This window comes from Nocardia takedensis NBRC 100417 (genome assembly GCF_000308695.1).
Classification (GTDB): Bacteria; Actinomycetota; Actinomycetes; order Mycobacteriales; family Mycobacteriaceae; genus Nocardia; species Nocardia takedensis.
Genome location: NZ_BAGG01000093.1, coordinates 304,713 through 324,510 on the forward strand (window position 1 = coordinate 304,713; position 19,798 = coordinate 324,510).

24 protein-coding genes are annotated in these 19,798 nt (G+C 68.0%); 5 read left to right on the forward strand and 19 right to left on the reverse strand.

Features of this window, described 5'->3' with window-relative positions; translation table 11 throughout:
• Window positions 1-136: 136 nt before the first annotated feature.
• Entirely contained in the window at window positions 137-1,252 is a 1,116-nt protein-coding gene (prfB, locus tag ON30_RS20425) for a peptide chain release factor 2 (protein ID WP_040709320.1), read from the reverse strand.
• A gap of 168 nt (window positions 1,253-1,420) precedes the next feature.
• Here prfB and hisN point away from each other — a divergent pair, with 168 nt between their 5' ends.
• Window positions 1,421-2,212, forward strand: a complete 792-nt coding sequence (gene hisN / locus ON30_RS20430; protein ID WP_040709097.1) for a histidinol-phosphatase — start codon at window positions 1,421-1,423, stop codon at window positions 2,210-2,212.
• Between the two features lie 99 nt (window positions 2,213-2,311).
• Here hisN and ON30_RS20435 read toward each other — a convergent pair whose 3' ends face one another.
• From ON30_RS20435 to ON30_RS40405, 3 genes are all read right to left on the reverse strand, one after another.
• Entirely contained in the window at window positions 2,312-2,821 is a 510-nt protein-coding gene (locus ON30_RS20435; protein WP_245554135.1) for a GNAT family N-acetyltransferase, read from the reverse strand.
• A 1-nt stretch (window position 2,822) separates the two neighbouring features.
• Window positions 2,823-3,779: an NHL repeat-containing protein gene (locus ON30_RS20440; protein WP_040709099.1), complete on the reverse strand. Its 957-nt coding sequence runs from the start codon at window positions 3,777-3,779 to the stop codon at window positions 2,823-2,825.
• A gap of 85 nt (window positions 3,780-3,864) precedes the next feature.
• The gene (locus tag ON30_RS40405) at window positions 3,865-4,164 is read right to left on the reverse strand and encodes a hypothetical protein (RefSeq protein ID WP_040709101.1); all 300 of its coding nucleotides are present in this window, start codon (window positions 4,162-4,164) and stop codon (window positions 3,865-3,867) included.
• 274 nt (window positions 4,165-4,438) lie between these two features.
• Here ON30_RS40405 and ON30_RS20450 point away from each other — a divergent pair, with 274 nt between their 5' ends.
• Complete coding sequence (locus ON30_RS20450) at window positions 4,439-5,848, forward strand: acyl-CoA dehydrogenase family protein (RefSeq protein ID WP_174387535.1); 1,410 nt, start codon at window positions 4,439-4,441, stop codon at window positions 5,846-5,848.
• Between the two features lie 34 nt (window positions 5,849-5,882).
• Window positions 5,883-7,097 carry an acyl-CoA dehydrogenase family protein gene (locus ON30_RS20455; protein ID WP_040709103.1) on the forward strand — a complete coding sequence of 405 codons (1,215 nt, stop codon included), beginning with the start codon at window positions 5,883-5,885 and terminating at the stop codon, window positions 7,095-7,097.
• Between the two features lie 93 nt (window positions 7,098-7,190).
• Here the strand turns inward: ON30_RS20455 and ON30_RS20460 are convergent, their stop codons facing one another.
• From ON30_RS20460 to ON30_RS20515, 13 genes are read right to left on the reverse strand one after another with little or no spacing between them, the layout of a single operon-like run.
• Window positions 7,191-8,417 (reverse strand): tyrosine-type recombinase/integrase, encoded by a 1,227-nt coding sequence (locus tag ON30_RS20460; RefSeq protein WP_245554136.1) that lies wholly within the window; start codon window positions 8,415-8,417, stop codon window positions 7,191-7,193.
• Between the two features lie 35 nt (window positions 8,418-8,452).
• Window positions 8,453-8,638, reverse strand: a complete 186-nt coding sequence (locus ON30_RS20465) for a helix-turn-helix transcriptional regulator (RefSeq protein ID WP_040709107.1) — start codon at window positions 8,636-8,638, stop codon at window positions 8,453-8,455.
• Window positions 8,639-8,649: 11 nt separating this feature from the next.
• A complete protein-coding gene (locus ON30_RS20470) occupies window positions 8,650-10,344 on the reverse strand; it encodes a replication initiator (RefSeq protein ID WP_051029598.1) in 1,695 nt (564 codons plus the stop codon).
• Window positions 10,341-10,514 carry a hypothetical protein gene (locus ON30_RS39285; RefSeq protein ID WP_157183788.1) on the reverse strand — a complete coding sequence of 58 codons (174 nt, stop codon included), beginning with the start codon at window positions 10,512-10,514 and terminating at the stop codon, window positions 10,341-10,343. The genes ON30_RS20470 and ON30_RS39285 overlap by 4 nt, the downstream gene beginning before the upstream one ends.
• Complete coding sequence (locus ON30_RS20475) at window positions 10,511-10,849, reverse strand: hypothetical protein (RefSeq protein WP_157183789.1); 339 nt, start codon at window positions 10,847-10,849, stop codon at window positions 10,511-10,513. Before ON30_RS20475 ends, ON30_RS39285 begins: the two co-directional genes overlap by 4 nt.
• Window positions 10,846-11,055 (reverse strand): hypothetical protein, encoded by a 210-nt coding sequence (locus tag ON30_RS20480; RefSeq protein WP_040709112.1) that lies wholly within the window; start codon window positions 11,053-11,055, stop codon window positions 10,846-10,848. The genes ON30_RS20475 and ON30_RS20480 overlap by 4 nt, the downstream gene beginning before the upstream one ends.
• On the reverse strand, window positions 11,052-11,297 hold the full coding sequence (locus ON30_RS20485; protein WP_040709114.1) for a hypothetical protein: 246 nt from the start codon (window positions 11,295-11,297) through the stop codon (window positions 11,052-11,054). Before ON30_RS20485 ends, ON30_RS20480 begins: the two co-directional genes overlap by 4 nt.
• Window positions 11,294-12,661, reverse strand: coding sequence for an FtsK/SpoIIIE domain-containing protein (locus ON30_RS20490; RefSeq protein WP_051029602.1), 1,368 nt, complete (start codon window positions 12,659-12,661; stop codon window positions 11,294-11,296). The genes ON30_RS20485 and ON30_RS20490 overlap by 4 nt, the downstream gene beginning before the upstream one ends.
• Window positions 12,658-12,900: a hypothetical protein gene (locus ON30_RS20495; RefSeq protein WP_040709116.1), complete on the reverse strand. Its 243-nt coding sequence runs from the start codon at window positions 12,898-12,900 to the stop codon at window positions 12,658-12,660. Before ON30_RS20495 ends, ON30_RS20490 begins: the two co-directional genes overlap by 4 nt.
• The gene (locus tag ON30_RS20500) at window positions 12,897-13,133 is read right to left on the reverse strand and encodes a hypothetical protein (RefSeq protein WP_040709118.1); all 237 of its coding nucleotides are present in this window, start codon (window positions 13,131-13,133) and stop codon (window positions 12,897-12,899) included. Before ON30_RS20500 ends, ON30_RS20495 begins: the two co-directional genes overlap by 4 nt.
• 1 nt (window position 13,134) lies before the next feature.
• Window positions 13,135-13,989 (reverse strand): DUF2637 domain-containing protein, encoded by an 855-nt coding sequence (locus ON30_RS36255; RefSeq protein ID WP_051029604.1) that lies wholly within the window; start codon window positions 13,987-13,989, stop codon window positions 13,135-13,137.
• Between the two features lie 2 nt (window positions 13,990-13,991).
• Window positions 13,992-14,225, reverse strand: coding sequence for a hypothetical protein (locus ON30_RS20510; RefSeq protein ID WP_157183791.1), 234 nt, complete (start codon window positions 14,223-14,225; stop codon window positions 13,992-13,994).
• A 2-nt stretch (window positions 14,226-14,227) separates the two neighbouring features.
• Window positions 14,228-14,662 carry a hypothetical protein gene (locus tag ON30_RS20515; RefSeq protein ID WP_040709122.1) on the reverse strand — a complete coding sequence of 145 codons (435 nt, stop codon included), beginning with the start codon at window positions 14,660-14,662 and terminating at the stop codon, window positions 14,228-14,230.
• 195 nt (window positions 14,663-14,857) lie between these two features.
• Here ON30_RS20515 and ON30_RS20520 point away from each other — a divergent pair, with 195 nt between their 5' ends.
• Both ON30_RS20520 and ON30_RS37630 read left to right on the forward strand, forming a co-directional pair.
• Complete coding sequence (locus ON30_RS20520; RefSeq protein ID WP_040709124.1) at window positions 14,858-15,718, forward strand: AAA family ATPase; 861 nt, start codon at window positions 14,858-14,860, stop codon at window positions 15,716-15,718.
• On the forward strand, window positions 15,715-16,242 hold the full coding sequence (locus ON30_RS37630; RefSeq protein WP_083911543.1) for a kinase: 528 nt from the start codon (window positions 15,715-15,717) through the stop codon (window positions 16,240-16,242). Before ON30_RS20520 ends, ON30_RS37630 begins: the two co-directional genes overlap by 4 nt.
• 1,682 nt (window positions 16,243-17,924) lie before the next feature.
• Here ON30_RS37630 and ON30_RS20525 read toward each other — a convergent pair.
• Window positions 17,925-18,152 carry a hypothetical protein gene (locus ON30_RS20525; RefSeq protein ID WP_040709126.1) on the reverse strand — a complete coding sequence of 76 codons (228 nt, stop codon included), beginning with the start codon at window positions 18,150-18,152 and terminating at the stop codon, window positions 17,925-17,927.
• An 878-nt stretch (window positions 18,153-19,030) separates the two neighbouring features.
• Complete coding sequence (locus ON30_RS20530) at window positions 19,031-19,708, reverse strand: hypothetical protein (RefSeq protein ID WP_040709128.1); 678 nt, start codon at window positions 19,706-19,708, stop codon at window positions 19,031-19,033.
• Window positions 19,709-19,798: the final 90 nt, after the last annotated feature.

Consider the following 19,798-nt stretch of genomic DNA (forward strand, 5'->3'; position numbering starts at 1 on the left):
CGGCTCCCGCCACTGCTCGTCAACCACAGAACACACGCCGAACAGGCTACAACGCCCGTCGCACCCGCACCGCGCGTCACACCGATTCGGCCCCGCCGACAGCGTGTCGCGGGGCCGAATAACAGTCCATCGCAAGCTAATTGGCCTGCTCACGCATGCGCCAGCGGATACCCGACTCGATGAACGCGTCGATGTCGCCGTCGAGGACGGCGCCGGGATTGTTCACCTCGTGGTTGGTGCGCAGATCCTTGACCATCTGGTAGGGATGCAGCACATAGGAACGCATCTGGTTGCCCCACGAAGCGCCCTCGTTGGTCTTGAGCGCGTCCATCTCCGCGCGCTCCTCCAACCGCTTGCGCTCGAGCAGTTTGGCCTGGAGCACGCGCATCGCCGAGATCTTGTTCTGCAACTGCGATTTCTCGTTCTGGCAGGTGACGACGATGCCGGTCGGGATGTGGGTCAGGCGGACCGCGGAGTCGGTGGTGTTGACGCTCTGACCACCCGGACCCGAGGACCGGTAGACGTCCACGCGGATGTCGCCCTCGGGGATCTCGATGTGGTCGGTGGTCTCCACCACGGGCAGCACCTCGACCTCGGCGAAGGAGGTCTGCCGCCTGCCCTGGTTGTCGAACGGGCTGATCCGCACCAACCGGTGGGTGCCCATCTCGACCGAGAGCGTGCCGTAGGCGTAGGGGGCCTTCACGGCGAAGGTGGCGCTCTTGATGCCCGCCTCTTCGGCGTAGGAGGTGTCGTAGACCTCGACGGCGTAGTTGTGCCGGTCGGCCCAGCGGATGTACATCCGCATCAGCTTCTCGGCCCAGTCGGCCGCGTCCACGCCGCCCGCGCCGGACCGGATGTTGACCAGCGCCTCGCGCTTGTCGTATTCGCCCGAGAGCAGGGTGCGGACTTCCATGGCCTCGATGTCACCGTGCAGGGCGGTGCGTTCGGCGTCGGCCTCGGCGAGCGCGGAGGTCCTGGCCTCGCCCTCTTCGTCCTCGGCCAATTCGTAGAGGACCGGTAGATCCTCGAGCCGCTGCCGCAGGGCCTCGACCCGGCGCAGTTCACCCTGCGCGTGCGACAGTTCGCTGGTGACCTGCTGGGCGTGGTCCTGGTCGTTCCACAGATCGGGGTCCGCGGCCTGGTGCTCGAGTTCGTCGATGCGGCGGCGCAGTTCCTCGATGTCGAGCACCGACTCCACCGTCTTGAGGGTGGTGTCGAGTTCGGCGAGGTCGGCGGAAACGTCGGGATGCACGAGGGTCAAGCCTAGCGGTCCACGCGAACCGCCTGCTCTTCAGGCCGGGCGAGCGGGAATCGGTCGGTGCGCCCGTGGGAGAGGTGTCGAAATGCTCATGCTCCGAGGGTACCGACGGCGGGTCACCGCGGCGAGGGGGTTTCCGGCCGCACCCGCTAGGGTTCGGGCGTGGCCGCACACTCCTCGGATCTGGAACTCGCCCTGCGACTCGCCGACGAAGCCGACTCCATCACCACTGCCCGATTCGGCGCGCTGGACCTGAAGGTCGACGCCAAACCGGATCTGACCCCGGTCTCGGACGCCGATCTCGCGGTGGAGGAATCGCTGCGGCGACTGCTCGGGCACGCGCGCCCGGACGACGCGGTGCTGGGTGAGGAATTCGGCGGCGAGGCGGAGTTCCGCGGCAGGCAGTGGGTCATCGACCCGATCGACGGAACCAAGAACTTCGTGCGCCGGGTGCCGATCTGGGCGACGTTGATCGCGCTGCTCGAGGACGGCGTGCCGGTGGTCGGCGTGGTCAGCGCGCCCGCGCTCGGGCGGCGCTGGTGGGCGGCGGCGGGGTCGGGCGCCTGGGCACAGGTGCATCCCGGTGCGCCGCAACCGCTCTCGGTGTCGGCGGTGCGCGGACTGGAGTCCGCGAGTCTGGCCTTCTCCAGCCTGTCCGGTTGGCACGAACGCGGTCTGCGCGAGAAATTCCTCGATCTGACCGACGAGGTGTGGCGGGTGCGCGGCTACGGCGATTTCTTCAGTTACTGCCTGCTGGCCGAGGGCGCGGTGGACGTCGCGACCGAACCGGAGGTGTCGCTGTGGGATCTGGCGGCGCTGGACATCCTGGTCCGCGAAGCCGGCGGCGCCTTCACCTCGCTGGACGGCGCGGCCGGACCGCACGGCGGTGACGCGGTGGCCACGAACGGTCTGCTGCACGAGCAGGTGCTGGCCCGGCTCACCTCGGGTGGGTGAGGGCGATCCGCCGGTGACGGCGCGGGCCTGACCGCCTTTCGTCGCGAGTTCGTCGGCAGGTCGGATCGCCGACGAAACAATCCGTCGCGACGCCTCGGCTCAGTCGAGGTCCTTCTCCATCAGCACCACCCGGTCGGTGCCGTGGAACTGCGGCGGCAACGCGGCCTCGCGGATCTCCCGGAAACCCTGGTCCGCGTAGTACTTTCGGAGCACCTGGTTGGCGGCGGCGGTGTCCAGGCGCTGCCGGGTGTGCCCGGCCGCGCGGGTGCGGTCGGCGCAGAAGCGCAGGATTCGCGCGCCGAGGGCCTCGCCGCGGCGGCGCGGGGCGACCATGAGTCCGTGGACGTAGCCCGCGGCATCGTCGTCGGCTCCCCAGAACTCGGGATCGCGCCAGATCAGGCGGACCGCCGCGATCAAGTCACCCTGGTCCCGCCAGACGAACCACTCGCCGCGCTCGGCCTCACCGGCGACCGCGCTCGCCGGATATTCGCCGGGCAACCACTGGGCGATGCCGTTGTCGACCATCCACCGCGCGAGTTCATCACGCAGGCGGGCGATGTCCTCGGCGTCGGCCGCGACGGCCTGCCGCATCGGCGCGGGGTCGATCACGTCAGCGACGCGGGTCGGCGGGGGTCAGGTCGAGACCCGCCGGCGGACGCAGGCGGCGCAAGTGGCCGTCCATCGCGGTGACGTAGAGCGCCCACTCGTCGCCGTCGCGGGCGATGCGCACCGAGGTCGTGCCGTCGGGTGGGGTGCGCGGGCCGGGCGGGAGCAGTCCGCCGACGATCGAGCACCCGTTTCCGGTGGCGGTGTCGATCGCGAAGATCGCGCCGTCGACGTGGTCGGCGACGAACAGGGTGCCCGACCTGGTCGCCTCCATGTCGTCGGGGATGATCGGCAGGCGCGGGACGCCGGAGACGACCGTCGAAGTGCTCGGCGCGGCCAGCGGAATGCGGAACACCTGGCTCGACAGGTTGCCCGCGAAGATCGAGACGCCGTCGGGGGCCAGCGCCACACCGTTGCTCAGCGGCAGCGGTGCCCAGTTCGGCGTGTGTTCGCCCGTGGCCGGTCGGTAGCGCGAGATGCCGGTCAGCGGACCGTTGACCACGCCGAGGGAACTGAACAGCAGGTCGCCGTCGGGCAGCAGCAGCAAGCCGTTGGGACCGTTGAGGCCGGTCAGCAGGACGGTGACCGCGCCCGTGTCGATGTCGTAGCGCTGGAGCGTGCCCGGCGCGGCGAAGGGGCCGTCGCCGGTGAGGAAATAGACCGAGGACCCGACGACCCGCACGCCCGCGGGTTGGTCCAAGCCGGTGACCAGCTTCTCGAAGCGACCCGCGGCGTCGAGGTGGGCGAGGTAGCCGTCACCGATGCCGGTCAGGTAGAAGCCGCCGCGTCCGTCGCTGTCGAGATTCTCCAGGCGGCCGACGCCTTCGAGGACCGTCTCCACGGTCCATCCTCGTCCGCAGGAGGGTTCGGCGTGTGCCGCGGGGACGAGCAGCAGTCCCATCGCGAGCGCCGCCGCCGTGACCGCCGCGCGCAGCCCGCGATGCCTGGTCGGATATGCCATGCGGGACAAGATAACAGCCGCGCGGTCGGTGATCGGGGAGTCCGCGGCGGCCGCCGTCCTTCATCCGCAGGCGGCCGCCGCCCGCTCACTGACCGCTGGAGATGCCCGGCGGCCGCGCCGATCCGGTGCCCGAACCCGAGGCGGACCCCGATCCCGATCCGGAGGCCGAACCGGTGCCGAGTTCGAACACGCCGGAGCCGAGGTCGATGCCGGTGCCCGCCTCGCCCGACCCGAAGTCGAGGATCGGCAGGCTGGAACCGAAGTCGACGACCGGGCCGCCCGGATCGAAGTCGGCGGGTTGCAGGGGCAGGCCGGGTTCGGCGGCGGCCGGGGCGGCCAAGCCGATCGAGGCCGCGGCGGCGGCGAGCAGAACGATGCGCTTCAAGGGAAGACCTCCGTTTCGGGGGCAACTGGGTGCCGCCACGGTAACGGAAATACCGCCAATCTGAAGCGGATTCGTTTCACTGTGTCCGATGATCCCGACGGCGGAAGAACCGCCAGTTCACCGGCCGTTCCAGATGTGTACCGAACGAGCGTCCAGGATCCGGATGACAATCCTCCAGAAGGCGCTCGACGCAGTTCTTACTCTGGAGTAAGATAGACTTACCGAGTAGTAAGATAGCTGGGCGCGGGCCCGGACCGACCACCCGAGAAAACAGGTGATGATGAGCACTCGAGACAGCGCAGCGACGCGACGTCGAAGCAACGGCCGCAGCAACGAGAGCGCTGTCGGCCTCAACCAGACCAAGCGGGACTGGATGGGCACCGCGATGCGGGTCATGACCACCATCACCGGCTCGGAACTGGCCGAGAAATACAATCTGCGCAAGCCGATCGAACGCGCCACCTACGAAGGCACCAAGACCGGATTCCGCACCCTCGGCGCGGCCACCCGCGCCTTCGCCAAGGTCTCCGGCGGCGGCCGGCCCAAGCGCCTGGCCGACAACGAGTCCAAGAACAAGGACCTCTTCGACCTCACCCCGTCCGACGAACAGCAGATGATCGTCGAGACCGTGCGCGACTTCGCCGCCGAGATCCTGCGCCCCGCCGCCTACGAGGCCGACGGCTCCGCCAAAGCGCCGCGCGACCTGCTCGAGCGCGCCGCCGAACTCGGCATCACCCTCATCAACGTGCCCGAGGAACTCGAAGGCGCCGCCAGTGAACGCGGCGCGGTCACCAACTCGATGGTCGCCGAAGCCCTCGCCCACGGCGACATGGGCCTCGCGCTGCCGATCCTCGCGCCCAGCGGTGTCGCCGTCGCACTGTCACAGTGGGGCACCGACGCCCAGCAGAAGACCTACCTGCCCGCCTACACCGGCGAGAACGTCCCGCAGTCCTCGGTCGTCATCGCCGAACCGCGCGCCCTGTTCGACCCGTTCGCGTTGCGCACCAAGGCCACCCGCTCCCCCAGCGGCTTCCGTCTCAACGGCGTCAAGAGCCTCGTGCCCGCCGCCGCCGACGCCGAACTGTTCGTCATCGCCGCCGAACTCGACGGACGCCCCGCCCTGTTCATCGTCGAATCCGACGCACCCGGCCTGGTCGTGGAAGCCGACCCGAGCATGGGTCTGCGCGCCGCCGGACTCGGTCGACTGCTGCTCGACGACGTCGCCGTCGGCGCGGACGCCATCCTCGGCGACGAGGACGCCGCCACCCGCGCCGAGCACTACGCCGACGCCGTCCGACTCGCCCGCCTCGGCTGGGCCTCCCTCGCCGCGGGCACCGGCAAGGCCGTCCTGGACTACGTGATCCCCTACGTCAACGAGCGCGAAGCGTTCGGCGAGCCCGTCTCGCACCGGCAGGCGGTCGCGTTCATGGTCGCCAACATCGCCATCGAACTCGACGGACTGCGCCTGGTCACCCTGCGCGGCGCCTCCCGGGCCGAACAGGGCCTGTCCTTCGCCCGCGAGGCCACGCTGGCCCGCAAACTCGCCACCGACAAGGGCATGCAGATCGGCCTGGACGGCGTGCAGTTGCTCGGCGGACACGGCTTCACCAAGGAACACCCGGTCGAGCGCTGGTACCGCGACCTGCGGGCCATCGGCGTCGCCGAAGGTGTCGTGCTCATCTGACCGGCCCGTTCCTCATTTCCAGGAGACCACACCCATGATCAACCTCGAACTCCCCAAGAAGCTGCGGGCCAGCGCGAACCAGGCACACCAGGTCGCCAAGGAGATCTTCCGCCCCGTCTCGCGCAAATACGATCTCGCCGAACACGAGTACCCCGTCGAACTCGACACCATGGCCGCCATGGTCGAAGGGCTCAACGACTCCGGCACCCAGAAGATCGGCGGAGCCTCCGGCGGCCGCTCCGACGAACACGCCACCGAACTGCTCGGAAACACCAACGGCGGCAACATGTCCGCGCTGCTCAACGCCCTCGAGACCTCCTGGGGCGACGTCGGCCTGATGCTGTCGATCCCCTACCAGGGCCTCGGCAACGCCGCCATCGCCGCCGTCGCCACCGACGACCAACTCGAACGCTTCGGCAAGGTGTGGGCCGCCATGGCCATCACCGAACCCTCCTTCGGTTCCGACTCCGCCGCCGTCACCACCACCGCCGTGCGCGACGGTGACGACTGGGTCCTCAACGGCGAGAAGATCTTCGTCACCGCCGGTCAGCGCGCCACCCACATCGTCGTGTGGGCCACCGTCGACAAGAGCCTGGGCCGCGCCGCCATCAAATCCTTCGTCGTGCCGCGCGACGCACCCGGCCTGTCGGTGGCCCGCCTCGAGCACAAGCTCGGCATCAAAGCCTCCGACACCGCCGTGCTGCTGCTGCAGGACTGCCGGATCCCCGCCGACAACATCCTCGGCAGCCCGGAAGTCAACGTGGAGAAGGGTTTCGCGGGGGTCATGCAGACCTTCGACAACACCCGTCCCCTCGTCGCCGCGATGGCCATCGGCGTCACTCGCGCTGCCCTCGAGGAACTGCGCACCATCCTCACCGAGGCGGGCGTCGAGATCTCCTACGACACCCCGCCCAACAACCAGCACGCCGCCGCCGCCGAATTCCTGCGCATGGAAGCCGATTACGAATCGGCCTACCTGCTGGCCCTGCGCGCGGGCTGGATGGCCGACAACAAGAAGCCCAACTCCCTCGAGGCTTCCATGTCCAAGGCCAAAGCGGGCCGCACCGGCACCGACGTCTCCCTCAAGGCCGTCGAACTCGCGGGCACCCTCGGCTACTCCCAGCACCTGCTGCTGGAGAAGTGGGGCCGCGACTCGAAGATCCTCGACATCTTCGAGGGCACCCAGCAGATCCAACAGCTGATCGTCGCCCGGCGCGTCCTCGGACTCACCAGCGCGCAGCTGAAATAGCTTGGCAGACAACGGAAAGCCCGCGCGGGTCAATCTAGCGCCCCGCGCGGGCTTTCCACTGTCCACGCCCACCCTCGCCCCATCCTGCACCATTCAGGCCGCCTCCAGGCCGTCGCCGGAAGGAAGCTCCCAGATCGAGGCCGTCTCGTCCACGGCCTGTCGAGCGCGCTCATGGCTGGACGGAAGCAGGTGGGTGTAGACGCGGAGGGTGAATCCGGCATCCGCGTGTCCGAGGTATTCAGCGAGTTCCTTCACCGAGACGCCACGCGCAAGCAGCTTCGAGGCGTAGAGGTGGCGAAGCGCGTGCATCCCGTCCGCCCGCTTCATGTAGACGAGGCCCGCTTTGCCGAACGCCGGTTGCCAAACGATCTTGTTGAACAGGTCACCGCTTATCGCCGCCCCAGTCGGAGTCACGACCAGCGGAGAAACGGTCGTGGCCTTGCCGTCCGCCGATGCCCACGGCAGAGTCACCGGTACAGAGGGGAACGCCGCAACGTGAGCGTCGATCACCGCCAGGAGCGCACGTGAAAGGGGCACGAAGCGCGTCTTCTCTCTTTTCGGAAGGGCAAACATCAGCGTGCCCCTGACGTACTTCACCTGTCGGCGGACATGCACCGTCATAGCCTCACGATCGATGTCCTCGGACGACAGACCGAGAATCTCGCCTTGGCGCAAGCCCAAGCCCACCCCCAGCGGCACCACCACCGAGTAGCGCTCATCGACCGCCGACACCCCCCGGCGTGCCCCCGCAACACGTTCATCACCCCACACCGCGATCTGAGGGCTCCTTCGAACCGGCCGCCGAACCGTCTTCGCCCGACACGGGTTCTCACGGATCAGCCTTTCATCCACCGCCGCATCCATCACCCCGACAACGATGTCGAACAGGACGGCCTTGTAGTTATCGGCGTACTTGCGCTCATCGAGACACCCCAACCAGTCACGAACCGTCGAAGGCTTGATACTGCCCACCGACAGGTCGCCGAAGACCGGATACACCCGCGAGTCCAACCGGCTGCGCAGCGTCTCCCGCGTCGCCGGATCAGACGACTGACCGCGATACCAACTCTCCGCGATCTGCCGAAAGGTCTTCCGCGACGCGCGGGGGTCGATGTACTTGCCTTCGCGCTTGTCGGATTCGACCTCGATCAGGAAGTCGTCGGCGCGCTTCTTCTCCCGATCCGGGAACGACTTGGAGCGCTCCGCGCCGTCGGGGTCGATGTAGCGGGCACGGTAGCGCAGGCCCTTGCCGAACAGTTCGGTTTTCTCCATCACCGGTTTGCCACGGCTGTTGACGATGGTGTTGCCGTCCTCGTCCACGGTGGGTCGCCACCATCGGTCTTCCACGTGGCCCATCAGGCAGCCTCATCCATATCGGCCCAGGCCCGCAGCTTGGACGGGTTGTAGCGCAGGTGACGACCGATCTTGCGGACCGGCGGACCGTCGCCCTGCCACTTCCACTGGTAGAGGGTCTTGACCGGCACACCGAGGTAGTAGGCCGCCTCGTCGGCCGTCCACATCCGATCGTCGGGCAGGTTCATCGCTTCACCTCCTAGGCTGCTACCGGCTGAGTTGCCGAACGGTTCGACGGATCGGGATCGGGTGGCCCCGCCGCCAGCAGGGCGCGTTCGTACTCGGCGCGCCAGGCGATGCGTTGGGCGATCGCGGACATGATCAGGTGATCCCGGGGCGGGACGTTCTTGTCGCCGTTCTCGACCGGAGTCACGATCACGTGCGAGCGGTCCGGCTTCACGATCCCGACCGCGCGCAGCAGTTGCCGAACGAACTCGGCGCGATCGGCCTTGTGGTCCGGGAGGGTCTTGTTGGACCAGCGGCGCGAGACCAGCACCCGACGACCGGGAAGCCCGAGCGTGTCCCGGCGGTGCGCCTTGGACTTGCAACGACCAGGCACCGTCTTGCCCGTGGCACCCTTCGGGGTGATGCCGTAGCGCAGCCACACCCCGCAGCGCGGCGAGCACGGGGTCCGGCACAACTCCTCGTGCAACCGGTCGTAGTGGATCGCGGTGCGGGTGGAGTCGGTGTCGAGGACTTCCGAGACCGACTTGGTCAGGTACTTGGTGACGTAGCCGATGGCCCGGTCCGCTTTCGGGCCGGGGATGTAGCCCTTCATGTGGCCCGGGTCCATGCGTTCGCCGAAGCGCACCACGTAGGCCGGTTCCAACTCGTCCACGGAGTCCATGACATCGAGGGCCTGATCCCAGGTCAGCAGCAGAGCCCCGGAGTCCGGGTCGGTGAACCCGCCCGCCGCGTGGTCCCAGACCGGCATCCGGTCGCCGCTGTAGACCTCTCGGTCATGATGCGGCCACCACACCTGGTGGTAGGTCGCCGCCGTCACCAGGCGCAGAATCTCCCGCGAGATGGCCGAGCGCAGCAACAGGTGAAGGTGCGGCGCACCCCGACGCTGGGGTTCGACCGTGGCGAAGTACTGCACGTCGTAGCCGACGACGCGGCGCAGGTTCTGTATCCAGCGGTCGACCAGTTTGGAGAAGTGCACGATGTCGCGCGCGGCGCGGGTGTAGTCGTACTCGTCGGGCCTGCGCGGGGAACCGTCGCCACAGGGTTTGCCGTCGGCGTCGGTCGCGCCGTCCTGGTTCATCGGGCCGTAGGAGGGCATGGTGAGGGTGACCATCATCGAGGATCGGTAACCGCCGATCTCCTTGCCGACCGTGGTCTTGGCGACCTTCTTACGCGGCAGGTCCGGCGCGTCCTGGCGGCGACGGGTCGAGCGCTGGCGACGGTCGGCGGGGGTGGCGTCGAAGGCGGGCAGCCGTCCCCGGAACCCGGTCTCGCGCAACTCCACATCCAGACTCGTCGCGATGTCGCGGACCGCTTCGGCGAGTTCGGTGTCCCCGGTGGCGGTGGCTTCGCGGTACTGGACGAACAGGTCCGAGCGCGCCCGAAGGAGATCCTTTTGCACGTCGGTGGCGGTGTCGGGAGTGTTGACCGGTTCTCGGTCGAGGTGCCAGCCCTCCCGGCATTGGGTCATCCGCAGGTAGCGGGCTTTCGCGGCGCAGGACGGGCAGACCGAGGCCACCGTGGATTTGCAGGGCGAGCCGACGTAGGAGACGGTCAGGGTCTTGGGGTCCTCGGTGCGCATCGGCACCGGGCGACGGCACACGGTGTGTTCGTCGGCCAGATCAGCGGCTACGGACCGGAAATCCGGCAGGCTACGGCGTTGGGCCGCTGTCTGCCGGACCGGCACCGACGCATCGTCGGTGGAGTTCATTCGGTGTCCTCGCTCGGGGGATCGAACAAGGCCATCTGGCCTTCGGTGGGGGCGTAGAGCTTGGCCGGGAGCCCGTTCGGTGCGGTGGTCCGGCGACGCTTCCGGACACCGGCCGCAGCCTTGGCGACGACCGGGTTCGGTTGCGAGGCAGCCGTTTTCGGGTTGCTCATGCTGTCCACCTGTCGGGACCGGCGAGGTCCGTGCGGACCGGCGCGGACGGGACCGGAGAGCGGCCGGACCGGGCGAACGCATCGGTGATCGCGCCCCGCAGCACGCCGAGGATGGCGGTCGCGTCCGCCAGTGTCATGTCCAGGTGGACAACGGCGGCGAATCCCTGTTCCTTATGGACGGTCACCTGGACCATGTCCGTGCCGTCGGGGCCGGTGTAGTGGCTGGCGAAGACTTCGCCGGTATCGCGGACACGGCCCCGATCGGCCGAGACGGTGACACGTCCGAAGTCAGGCAGGTGACTCGGTCGCCAGGAGACGCGGACCGGTGTGTTCATGCCGCCCACCCTCCGTCGTCGTCGGTGGTGTCGAGATCCCAGACCGGCAGGTGACCGGTCTCCGCGACCAGGGCGACCGCGACCGCCAGCGGGTCGGCACCGCGCCGTTCGAGGTGTCCCCGGCGACGGGAGGCGAGGTCGATCACGTTGTCGACGTAACCGGCACCACCGGGGCCGGACTTGCGGGTGTTGTTGGTGTGCTTCACTTCTCGGTTCCTCCGGTCGGGTCGTTGTCGTGTTCGTCGCGTTCGATGGCGCGGCAGGCGTCGCACAGGACGCGGTCGCCGTCGTAGAACCAGCCGACCGCGACGGAGCGGGCGTCGAGGTAGCTCACGGCCTGGGGGATGGAGTCGAAGCAGATGCCTTCGGACTCGTGTTCGCTGTAGGTGTCGCCGCAGGAATCGCAGTAGACGACGACGTGGATTTCGGCCACGAATCCCCGCTTCACGCCGCCACCGAGCCCTGTCCGTCACCGGGGATGCCGTCGGCGGCGAACTCGTCGTGCACGCCGAGCGGTTCGGATTCCTCGACGGGGGCGGGAGTGGCGTCGGGGACGGGCGCGGCGAGCACCGGGGTGGGGGTGTAGGTGTCGACGATGGCGTCGGCGGTGTCGTCGGACACCCAGAACGCCCGGACGCGGACGAACTCGGTCGAGCCGTCGTGCCCGACGTAGCCGACACCTTGTGTGGTCGCGTCGATCTTGTCGCAGCGGGCACCCCGTGCCCGAGCGCCTTGGCCGTGGACCATGGCGACCTGTGAGGGTTCATCCAGGCGGAGCCCGATGCGGACCGGGAACAGTTGCCGGACGGGCATGGTCTCCTTGCTGGGGTCCTGCAACGCGGCGATCACCGACACCGCCGCCGCGCGCCCCTGGGAGAGCAGCACGCCCATGACGCGTTTGAACTCGGCCTGCTCCTCGCGTGAGGCGTAGGCCGACAGTGCCGCAGCCTCATCGATGACGATGACCACCAGGGGCGCGTCCACAGTCGGGATGTGCTTGCGGACACCTTCCGAGCGCATGAGCGCCAACCGTTCCCGCAGCGTGGCTTCCGCCCCGGCCAGCAACTTCAGGATGTCGGGTACGTCGGTGGCGAACTCGGCGAACAACCGGTCCTCACCGCGGCCGAACTCCGCGCCGCCCTTCGGATCGCACATCACCACCCGCACCAACCCGTCACGGATGGCGGGTCCGAGACCGGCCAGCACCGACCACAACACGCTGCCTTTACCGGCGCCGGTGGCCCCGGCGAGCAGGATGTGGCCGTAGAGCACCCGCAGCCGCCACAGGTCGTGATCCTCGGTCACCCCGACCGGCACCGCCTCCAGATCGACCGAGGAATTCGCATCGACCGGCGGGAGCGGGACCGCAGCCGCCAGGGTGTCGAAGGTCCGCAGATCCAGGCGAACCGCGCCGGGGTGCGGGAACGACACCGACACCTCCGGCACCGCGAGGGCCTTGGACAGTTTGTCGCAGACGGTTTCGCTGGCCCAGTCGTCGGAGGACTGACCGGCCAGCATCAGCAGGTCGACCCGCAGGCCGTGGGCGGTGTACTCCCAGTCCTCCACCGGCGGGAACCCGGCATCCAGCGACCCGAGCTTCAGCGCCTTGAGCAGGTGGGCGCGGCGCTGGGGATCGGCCAGCACCGCCACCGCCAACCGCAGATCCAGCGGAGCCAGCTCCACGGCCTCGGCGACCTCGGCGGACCGCGCCGACTGCGAGACGCCCTCGGAGGCGATTGCGCGCAGCCACCACAGGCCCGAGGCACCCGTGGCCAGACCGCTGGCCAACATGACGGTTTCGGCGATACTCATCGCGCGCTCCCATCGAATTCGGTGGCCCGGCAGAACATCACGCACCCCGACACCACCGGCGACGTGGTTGCGGCGGGTGTGGTGGTGTCCACCGGGGCGGGGGTTTCGGTCACGGTCGTGGTCGTGGTCGTGGTTGGGCGGACCGGTTCGCGGGCGGGCGGGGTGGCCAGCACCCCGGCACCGGCGATCACGGTCACCGACGCGCACACCGCCGTCAGCAGCGCGGGAGTACGCATCACGCCACCGCCTTCACAGCGGCGCGGCGGTCGTGTTCGGCCACGGCATCGGCCAATCCGGCGAGCAGGGTGCGGGCATCAGCGATCGTGAGTGAGAGCGCCGAGCCGAGCCCGCCGAGTTCGGCGACGACGCGGGGCGGCGAAGCCGGGTCCTCGGCCAGGGCGTGCGGACGGTAGACAACCTGCCCGATAGCGATGTCGGGCATCGCGGTCAGCATCGAGGGAAGCGAGTACATGTCAGTGACTCCCAGCAGGGATAGCGATCGGCAACATCGGCTGCGTCGGTCGCGAGGGACGAACAGGAACCACCGGCACCGGGACCGGCGCAGCGGCCACCCGCAACGGCGCGGGCTCGGACACGGGAACAGGGGTGGGTTCGGGAGCCGGAACCGGCTCAGCGACAGCAGATTTCGTGTCAGCGGACTTCGCGTACTTCGCCGCCGTCGCGGCCGACACCCCGAGTTCACGAGCGATCTCGGCGAACGACTTCCCGGCGGCGCGCAGTTCGACAGCGCGAGCCACCACCGCCGGATCACGCCGAGACGACGACGGCTTACGGACAGGCTTCGCACGACGAACCGGGACAGGCGCGGGAGCGGATTCGGCGGGAGGAACCGGGACGGGATCGGTCGAGGCAGGCTCGCCCGCAACCGACACCGGCACCACCACCGAGCGTTGCGCAGCCCGGAACAGCAGCGCCAACCCGTGGGTGTCCGCCAGCAGTGAAATCGGAGCCACCGCCGCGACGATCGCCGCCGCCCACCCCGGCAACGGGTGACCCGAGGCGACCGCGTGCAGGGAATTGCCCGCCACGCTCACCGCCGCGCCGATCACCAACACCGCCAGGAAGAACCGACGCTCCGAACGCCCCGGCGAGACCAGGACACCGAACGTCGCCAACAGGATCGTTCCGTCCACGATCAGCGGGAACAGCCACGCATCACGCGCCGGGACCCGCGCCAACACGGCCAGATCGGCCAGAGTGGTGAAGGACAGCCGGAACGCCGCCACCCCGACCGCCACGATGATGACAGCGGCGGACCAGCGCGCCCAACGCATACCCGCCCCCGACAACCGCTGATCCGCCGCCATGATCACGCCGCCCTATCCGACGAGGCCGCCTGTGCCTCGTTGTGCTCGGCGAACACCGTCGGCAACTGACCGAACAGCAACCGGGCATCCGCGATGCTCAACGACAAGTAGGCGTCCGTGCCGGTCAAACGCACGACCACCGACGCCGGGACCGTCCCGAACTCACCCTCGACCGCGGGCCGGTATCCCACCGAGACCCCGTCGATGCCGGTGGTCGTGTTGCTGAAGTGCGACATGATCACGCCGCCTTACCGGCCGGAGCCGACTTCGCGCCGGAGTTGTCACCCTTGATCCCCGTCGCCCGGATCATGAATCCGATCGACTTGAACTGACCGTTTCCCGTCACACGAGGCTTGAGCAGCAAGCCCTCCAACTCGATCGGACGCAGACCCTCCAACACCTCCGGCTCCGACGGCACCGGCATCTGATCAGCGACGAAGGTGATGTCGAAACCCGCCTGAGCCGCCTTCCCGCCCGACCGGTCCATGATCGTCGCCTTCCACAGGCGCTTACCGGTCCCGCGACCCTCACGGTCGAAATCGACCGCCTGACGCTTCGGCGCGTCACGGTTCTCGCTGAACTCCGTCTGCGGCTGAATGTCACCCATCAGGAGCACGCCCTTCGGAAACACGGCACGAAAATCCGTCGGAATCCACATGTCTTTCAAAGCCATCTGATTTCACAACCTTTGTTCGGGGAGAGTCAGGTGATTTCCTGATACCTAACGGTAGCAAGTGCTTTCGTGCGAAAGCAACTACTTCTATCGCTCCGTTATGAATTCGTTACCATAGCGTGGAACTCCCAGGTCAGCAGGTCTGTCCTCCCTGCTACTCTCGGGAACGCAACTGCTACCAGAGGAGATCGACCGATGTCGGAGTCGGAACACTCACGCCCCGTGCCTGCGCACATGCGCATTGCGCAGGCGATCAGGAACGACATCGAGGCAGGACGTTTGCGCGACGGACAGCGATTGCCGACTACGCGGGCACTAGCGGATGAGTGGCAGGCCAGCCAGCTTACGATCACGAAGGCCATGGAGCAGTTGGCTACAGACGGCTACGTCACGAGCCAGGACCGTTCCGGCCGGATCGTCACCACACCCACCTCGGTCAGCCTGGCCTTGTCACCCGTGGTGCGCCCCGTCCGTCCTCGCGTGGTGTACGTCGGCGGCTACCCCGGTAGCGGCAAGAGCGAGTTCGCCAGAACCCTCGCGCGCGAGACCGGCTGGGCATTGCTGGACAAAGACACCATTGCGCGACCAATCATCGAACCCGCCCTTGAGGACCTGGGATCGACCATCAACGACCGCGAGTCGGATATCTACCTGACCCGCATTCGTCCACGCGAATACGACGCCCTTGCCGCAGTCGTGCGGGACAACCTCGAGGTGGGCAACTCTGCCATTGCCACCGCCCCATACCTGCGTGAATTCGCAGACCTCTCTTGGATGGAAAACGCCGTAGCCAACGCCGAGACGAGGAACGCCGATGCAACGTTCGTATGGGTACGCACGTCGCTTGAGACCATGTTGATGTACCTGCGCCGACGAGGAGCCGCACGCGACGCGGCGAAACTTGCGAACTGGGACGACTACAGCGCGAGCATCGATGTCGAGCTTCGCCCCTCGCTGCCTCACGCAGTCATCGACAACGACCCCGACAGTCCCCCACTCCGAACTCAGGCCCAGCAGCTCATAGGGAGCTTCCGACGCGAACCGATCGGCCGATGAGAGTTGGAATCGTCCTCTACGGCGCTCCGGCGAGCGGCAAAGACACGGTAACCGCCGAGCTAACTCGCCAAGATCCTCGCTTTCACCTCTTCGAGCGCGTGAAGGACGGGCCTGGTCGCACGACCGGCTACCGCATCGTCAGCCCCAAACAGTTCGATCAGCTATTGAACTCAGGCGAGTTGATCTGGTCCAACACCCGCTACAACGCACGGTACGCAATTGACCGACCCGGCATGCTTCACCTATTTGAGCGTGGACACATTCCGATCGTCCATGCCGGGCAGCCAGGAGTCATTCAGGCCGTACAGGCCGCGACACCTGATGTTCGCTGGCTGGTAGTCGAACTTCGAACCGATCGCGAAACCGCCAGTGCCCGCATAGCCGCGCGAGCAACCGGCGACACAGATGCACGCCTCCGAGCCTGGGACGAAACTCCGAACCTTACGACGACCGACTTGACGATAGACACCACCGTCACGTCCGCCAGCTCCGCAGCCAAGGCGATCAGCTCGCTAGTCGCCTAGAACTCTGCCAACCTCGGATACAGTCCAACTGTTACCCTGTATCTATCACGTATGTGATGCCGAGAGGGTGAGAGCGACGGGCCAACGCCGCCCCCACCGGTGGGAATTACCTAGCCCGCACTCGGCGGACCGCAACGAGCGCCCCGGCGATCACGGCAGCAACCGTCAAGACGATGCCGTAGTCGACCGGGGCCTTGCTCTTTCTCCGGCGATGTTTCGCCATTCCCACCACCTCCTCCCTGGGCGCGATGTCTGGACCAACGTCCATCGCCCCTCGGCAGGAGGTTCACACAGCCTACGTCACAGCCACGCCGAGACATCAAGCGCCGCAGAACGTTCGCCACACCTACCGTGAGTGATTGCCGAATTTCGCCATACAGGATCAAGAGCGCCCCGGCGGCGCTCCGCGCCGCCGCCGCGCACGCCACGCAACGGCACCCTCCTCGCAGGCTCGTCGGGCACCGGCGCGGCGGTGCGTCGGCGGACGGGAACGCCGCCGGGGCGCGAGGTGGTCCTGTCGAGCCGATATCGTCGGCGCCCTACCCCGGTCGACTCGCATACGGGCTGCCGCACGAGCTTCGCTCGCTTGCCTCGGAGACCACCTACCGCACATCCAGCCGTGGCCGGTCCCAGCCGATCCGATGCCGGCCCCGAGTCCGGTCGGGGGGCGTCCACCGGGGCCGGGCGAGGTGGGGGGATGGATGGCGAGTGCCCGAACGGCTGGATGGTGGGTGGAGCGTCCTTCGGCCGCTTGGCCCTGGTCTGTGGTGGCCTGCATTGTGATCCCGCGCCCCTCACACCTCAAGGGCGCGACAAGTCGCGTCGGCACGCCGATGGCCCAAGGGCCACCCTTGACCTGTGAGCCTCTGCGCGTGACGGGCAGGCCCTATGGGGCAGGCGGGTAGCCAGCCCCCGTCATGCGCAACCCACCACCGACCAGGGCCAACCGCAGTCGCCTCAGGCCGTCTACAGGCCGTGGGAGGCCGAAAAGTGCCCAGAACAGGCGAGAACTCCCGAGATGCATCACAGCAGCTCAGGAGTGTATTTCCGACCATCTGTCGATTTCACGGAGGGGTAGCCGAACGATCCTCGACATCTTCGAGGGCACCCAGCAGATCCAGCAGTTGATCGTCGCCCGGCGCGTCCTGGGCCTCACCAGCGCTCAGCTGAAGTGAGATGACAGGCCGGACCCGCACGGATCGGTTCACCGCCCGTGCGGGCCGGTCACTCCGGTCAGATCGTCGACCGGCAGACCCTGCCGGGTCATGGTGGCCTCGGTGTCCAGCGGCCGGATCTCGCTCTTTCGCTGTCCCGGAACCATCCCCAGCCCTACGCGAAATGCGGTCCGGCAGCCTCCGTAAGCTCCCGGCGGCAAGCAGGGTGCAGAGAGTCGCGGCAGGTCTGCCGGTGCGGGACGCGGCTGCCCGCACCGATGCCTTCGTTCCGTTGTAACCGACCGAGCCGCCGCCGCTAACTCGCCCCGGACCTGCGCGATGTTCCACGTTTCCGCCGTTTCGGCTGCTTCGGCCGGGGACGCCCCGGCCAGTCGACCCAACGCAACTCCGCGGCGGCGCTCTCGGGCACCAGACCCGCCGCGATCAGCGCCGCGCGGGGCGGCTCCCGCCCCGCGAGTCGAAACGCGCGGTCGGAGGAGTCCGTATCGTGCGACACGGCCCCGACGATCAGACACTCGCCGCCACACCGCCGAGCCCCTCGATGATCCCCGCCGTCAGCGGCGGCAGGAACTCGGCCGGAAGCCGATCCTCGGCGACCGCGCACAAGATCTCGGTCGCGCCATCGCTTCCCGGCGGCCCGAACTCGACGCCCACCTTGGCGAAATCCCCGCACCCCCCTCGATTCCGCACCACCGCCGCCGTCACCGACGCAAGCGAGATCGGAAGGAACACCACGGTTTCGATGGTAGAAGACGACGTGTGCTCGCGGCCTCGAGTTTCAGCGGAGCCGTGTAGTGTGGAGGGGTCACTTCGTGTGATGCCGGGTGGTGGAGCGTCGCGGTAACGACGCCCCACCGGGTGGGACTAACTAGCCCCGCAGGACTCGGCGGACCAAGATGAGCGCCCCGGCGATCACGGTAGCTGTTGCCAGCACGATGCCGTAATCGACCGGGGCCTTGCTCTTCTTTCGGCGATGTTTCGCCATCCCCCACCACCTCCTTCCTGGGCGCGTTGTGTGGACCATGTCCATCGCCCCTCGGTAGGAGGTGTCTTCACTCTACGGCAAGATAATCGCTGTAATTCACTGCGCTACAGCACTATTCGTGTTTCACAAGTCTGGGATCACGCTCGGCGCGGATCGGCGGCCGCGACGAGACACCACGACGCTCGGCGACACGTCGCGAAGCCGCCGCGCGGGTGCAGGTTCGGGCGCCGGTCAGCGGGTGCGGGCGCGGAGTAGGAGGAGAGTGGCGGCGAGGGCGAGGATCGCCAGCAGGGCGATGCGGTAGTCGATCGGGGATGCGCTGTCGGGGCGGCGATGTTTGGCCATGGCCCACCTTCTTGCCGGCGGTGTTCGGATCGGTCGAGCCGCCCCCGGTGGAGGCGGGACCACCTTACGGGATGACGTGAAGTGTTGACGCTCAGGGGCTTCCGGGGATCGGCGGGGCAGGGTGGCCTGCCGGGAGGCGGTGCGGCTACTTTGGTGCGGAGAATTCAGCGGATGAATCGTGCGGTACCCGGAACTTCTTCGAGGAGACTGGATATGCGTCGACCGAGTTTCACACGTTGTGTCACGGGTGCCGGCGACTCGGGATCGCCGGCACGGAGAGTCGTCAGCAGGTGTGATATTCGCCCGCGTTGACGGTGCGCGGCACCGCTTCCTCGGACAGGCAGCCGAAGGTGACGATCCCGGCGTCGTTGGCGCGAAAACCGGTGCCCGCCTGGGAGTTGACGCAGTAGAGCCCGGCGCTGTCCATGCGACACTTGGTGCCGTGGACGGTGATCTGGGAGCCGTAGGGAAGTTCGTCGCCGTAGCCCCGGATGAAGGGGCCGGGGTCGCCGTGCAGTCCGCCGACGGTGAGGGTCTGGCCTTCGTATTCGACCCAGCCGCCGACCCAGTTGCCCTGTTTGTCCGCCGGGCGCTCGGGCGGGTTCTTCAGGTCGACGAGGCAGACCAGCGCGTGCCTGCCTTCGTGGCCGTCGCTCATGCATTTGATCTTGCCGGTGGGGCTGGAGAAGGCGCGGTCGCCGGCGTCGAGGTCGCTGGTGACGCCGTCGTCGGTGCTCGCGGAGGCGTAGGCGGACCCGTCGGCGCGGGACCCCGCGTCGACCCAGCCGGAGACCTCGCCGAGCGCGGCGCCGGTGCCGGGCGCCGGTTTCGCCGCGGTCGTGGTGGGGGCGGCGGCGGTCGAGGAGGGGGTGGGGGCGGGATTCTGGTGCGCCGTGTGGTCGGTCGGGGAGGAACAGGCTGCCGCGAGGAGGACTAGTGCCGCAATGGCCGCGATACGCATGCGTTGCACCCTAGTGCCGCGAGCGCGTGGCGACGATTCGCCGATGTCGACACCGAATGCGTAAGCGGGCATGTCGAATTGGTCGGGGTT

What these genes read in the sequence shown, in the direction of transcription:
- ON30_RS36255 (WP_051029604.1), bottom strand. Translation starts at nt 13,989, where the DNA reads ATGGCGGCGGATCAGCGGTTGTCGGGGGCGGGTATGCGTTGGGCGCGC.
- ON30_RS37630 (WP_083911543.1), top strand. Translation starts at nt 15,715, where the DNA reads ATGAGAGTTGGAATCGTCCTCTACGGCGCTCCGGCGAGCGGCAAAGAC.
- ON30_RS20455 (WP_040709103.1), top strand. Translation starts at nt 5,883, where the DNA reads ATGATCAACCTCGAACTCCCCAAGAAGCTGCGGGCCAGCGCGAACCAG.
- ON30_RS20470 (WP_051029598.1), bottom strand. Translation starts at nt 10,344, where the DNA reads ATGAACTCCACCGACGATGCGTCGGTGCCGGTCCGGCAGACAGCGGCC.
- ON30_RS20515 (WP_040709122.1), bottom strand. Translation starts at nt 14,662, where the DNA reads ATGGCTTTGAAAGACATGTGGATTCCGACGGATTTTCGTGCCGTGTTT.
- ON30_RS20510 (WP_157183791.1), bottom strand. Translation starts at nt 14,225, where the DNA reads ATGTCGCACTTCAGCAACACGACCACCGGCATCGACGGGGTCTCGGTG.
- ON30_RS20490 (WP_051029602.1), bottom strand. Translation starts at nt 12,661, where the DNA reads ATGAGTATCGCCGAAACCGTCATGTTGGCCAGCGGTCTGGCCACGGGT.
- ON30_RS20530 (WP_040709128.1), bottom strand. Translation starts at nt 19,708, where the DNA reads ATGCGTATCGCGGCCATTGCGGCACTAGTCCTCCTCGCGGCAGCCTGT.
- ON30_RS39285 (WP_157183788.1), bottom strand. Translation starts at nt 10,514, where the DNA reads ATGAGCAACCCGAAAACGGCTGCCTCGCAACCGAACCCGGTCGTCGCC.
- ON30_RS20475 (WP_157183789.1), bottom strand. Translation starts at nt 10,849, where the DNA reads ATGAACACACCGGTCCGCGTCTCCTGGCGACCGAGTCACCTGCCTGAC.
- ON30_RS20440 (WP_040709099.1), bottom strand. Translation starts at nt 3,779, where the DNA reads ATGGCATATCCGACCAGGCATCGCGGGCTGCGCGCGGCGGTCACGGCG.
- ON30_RS20465 (WP_040709107.1), bottom strand. Translation starts at nt 8,638, where the DNA reads ATGAACCTGCCCGACGATCGGATGTGGACGGCCGACGAGGCGGCCTAC.
- ON30_RS20520 (WP_040709124.1), top strand. Translation starts at nt 14,858, where the DNA reads ATGTCGGAGTCGGAACACTCACGCCCCGTGCCTGCGCACATGCGCATT.
- ON30_RS20500 (WP_040709118.1), bottom strand. Translation starts at nt 13,133, where the DNA reads ATGTACTCGCTTCCCTCGATGCTGACCGCGATGCCCGACATCGCTATC.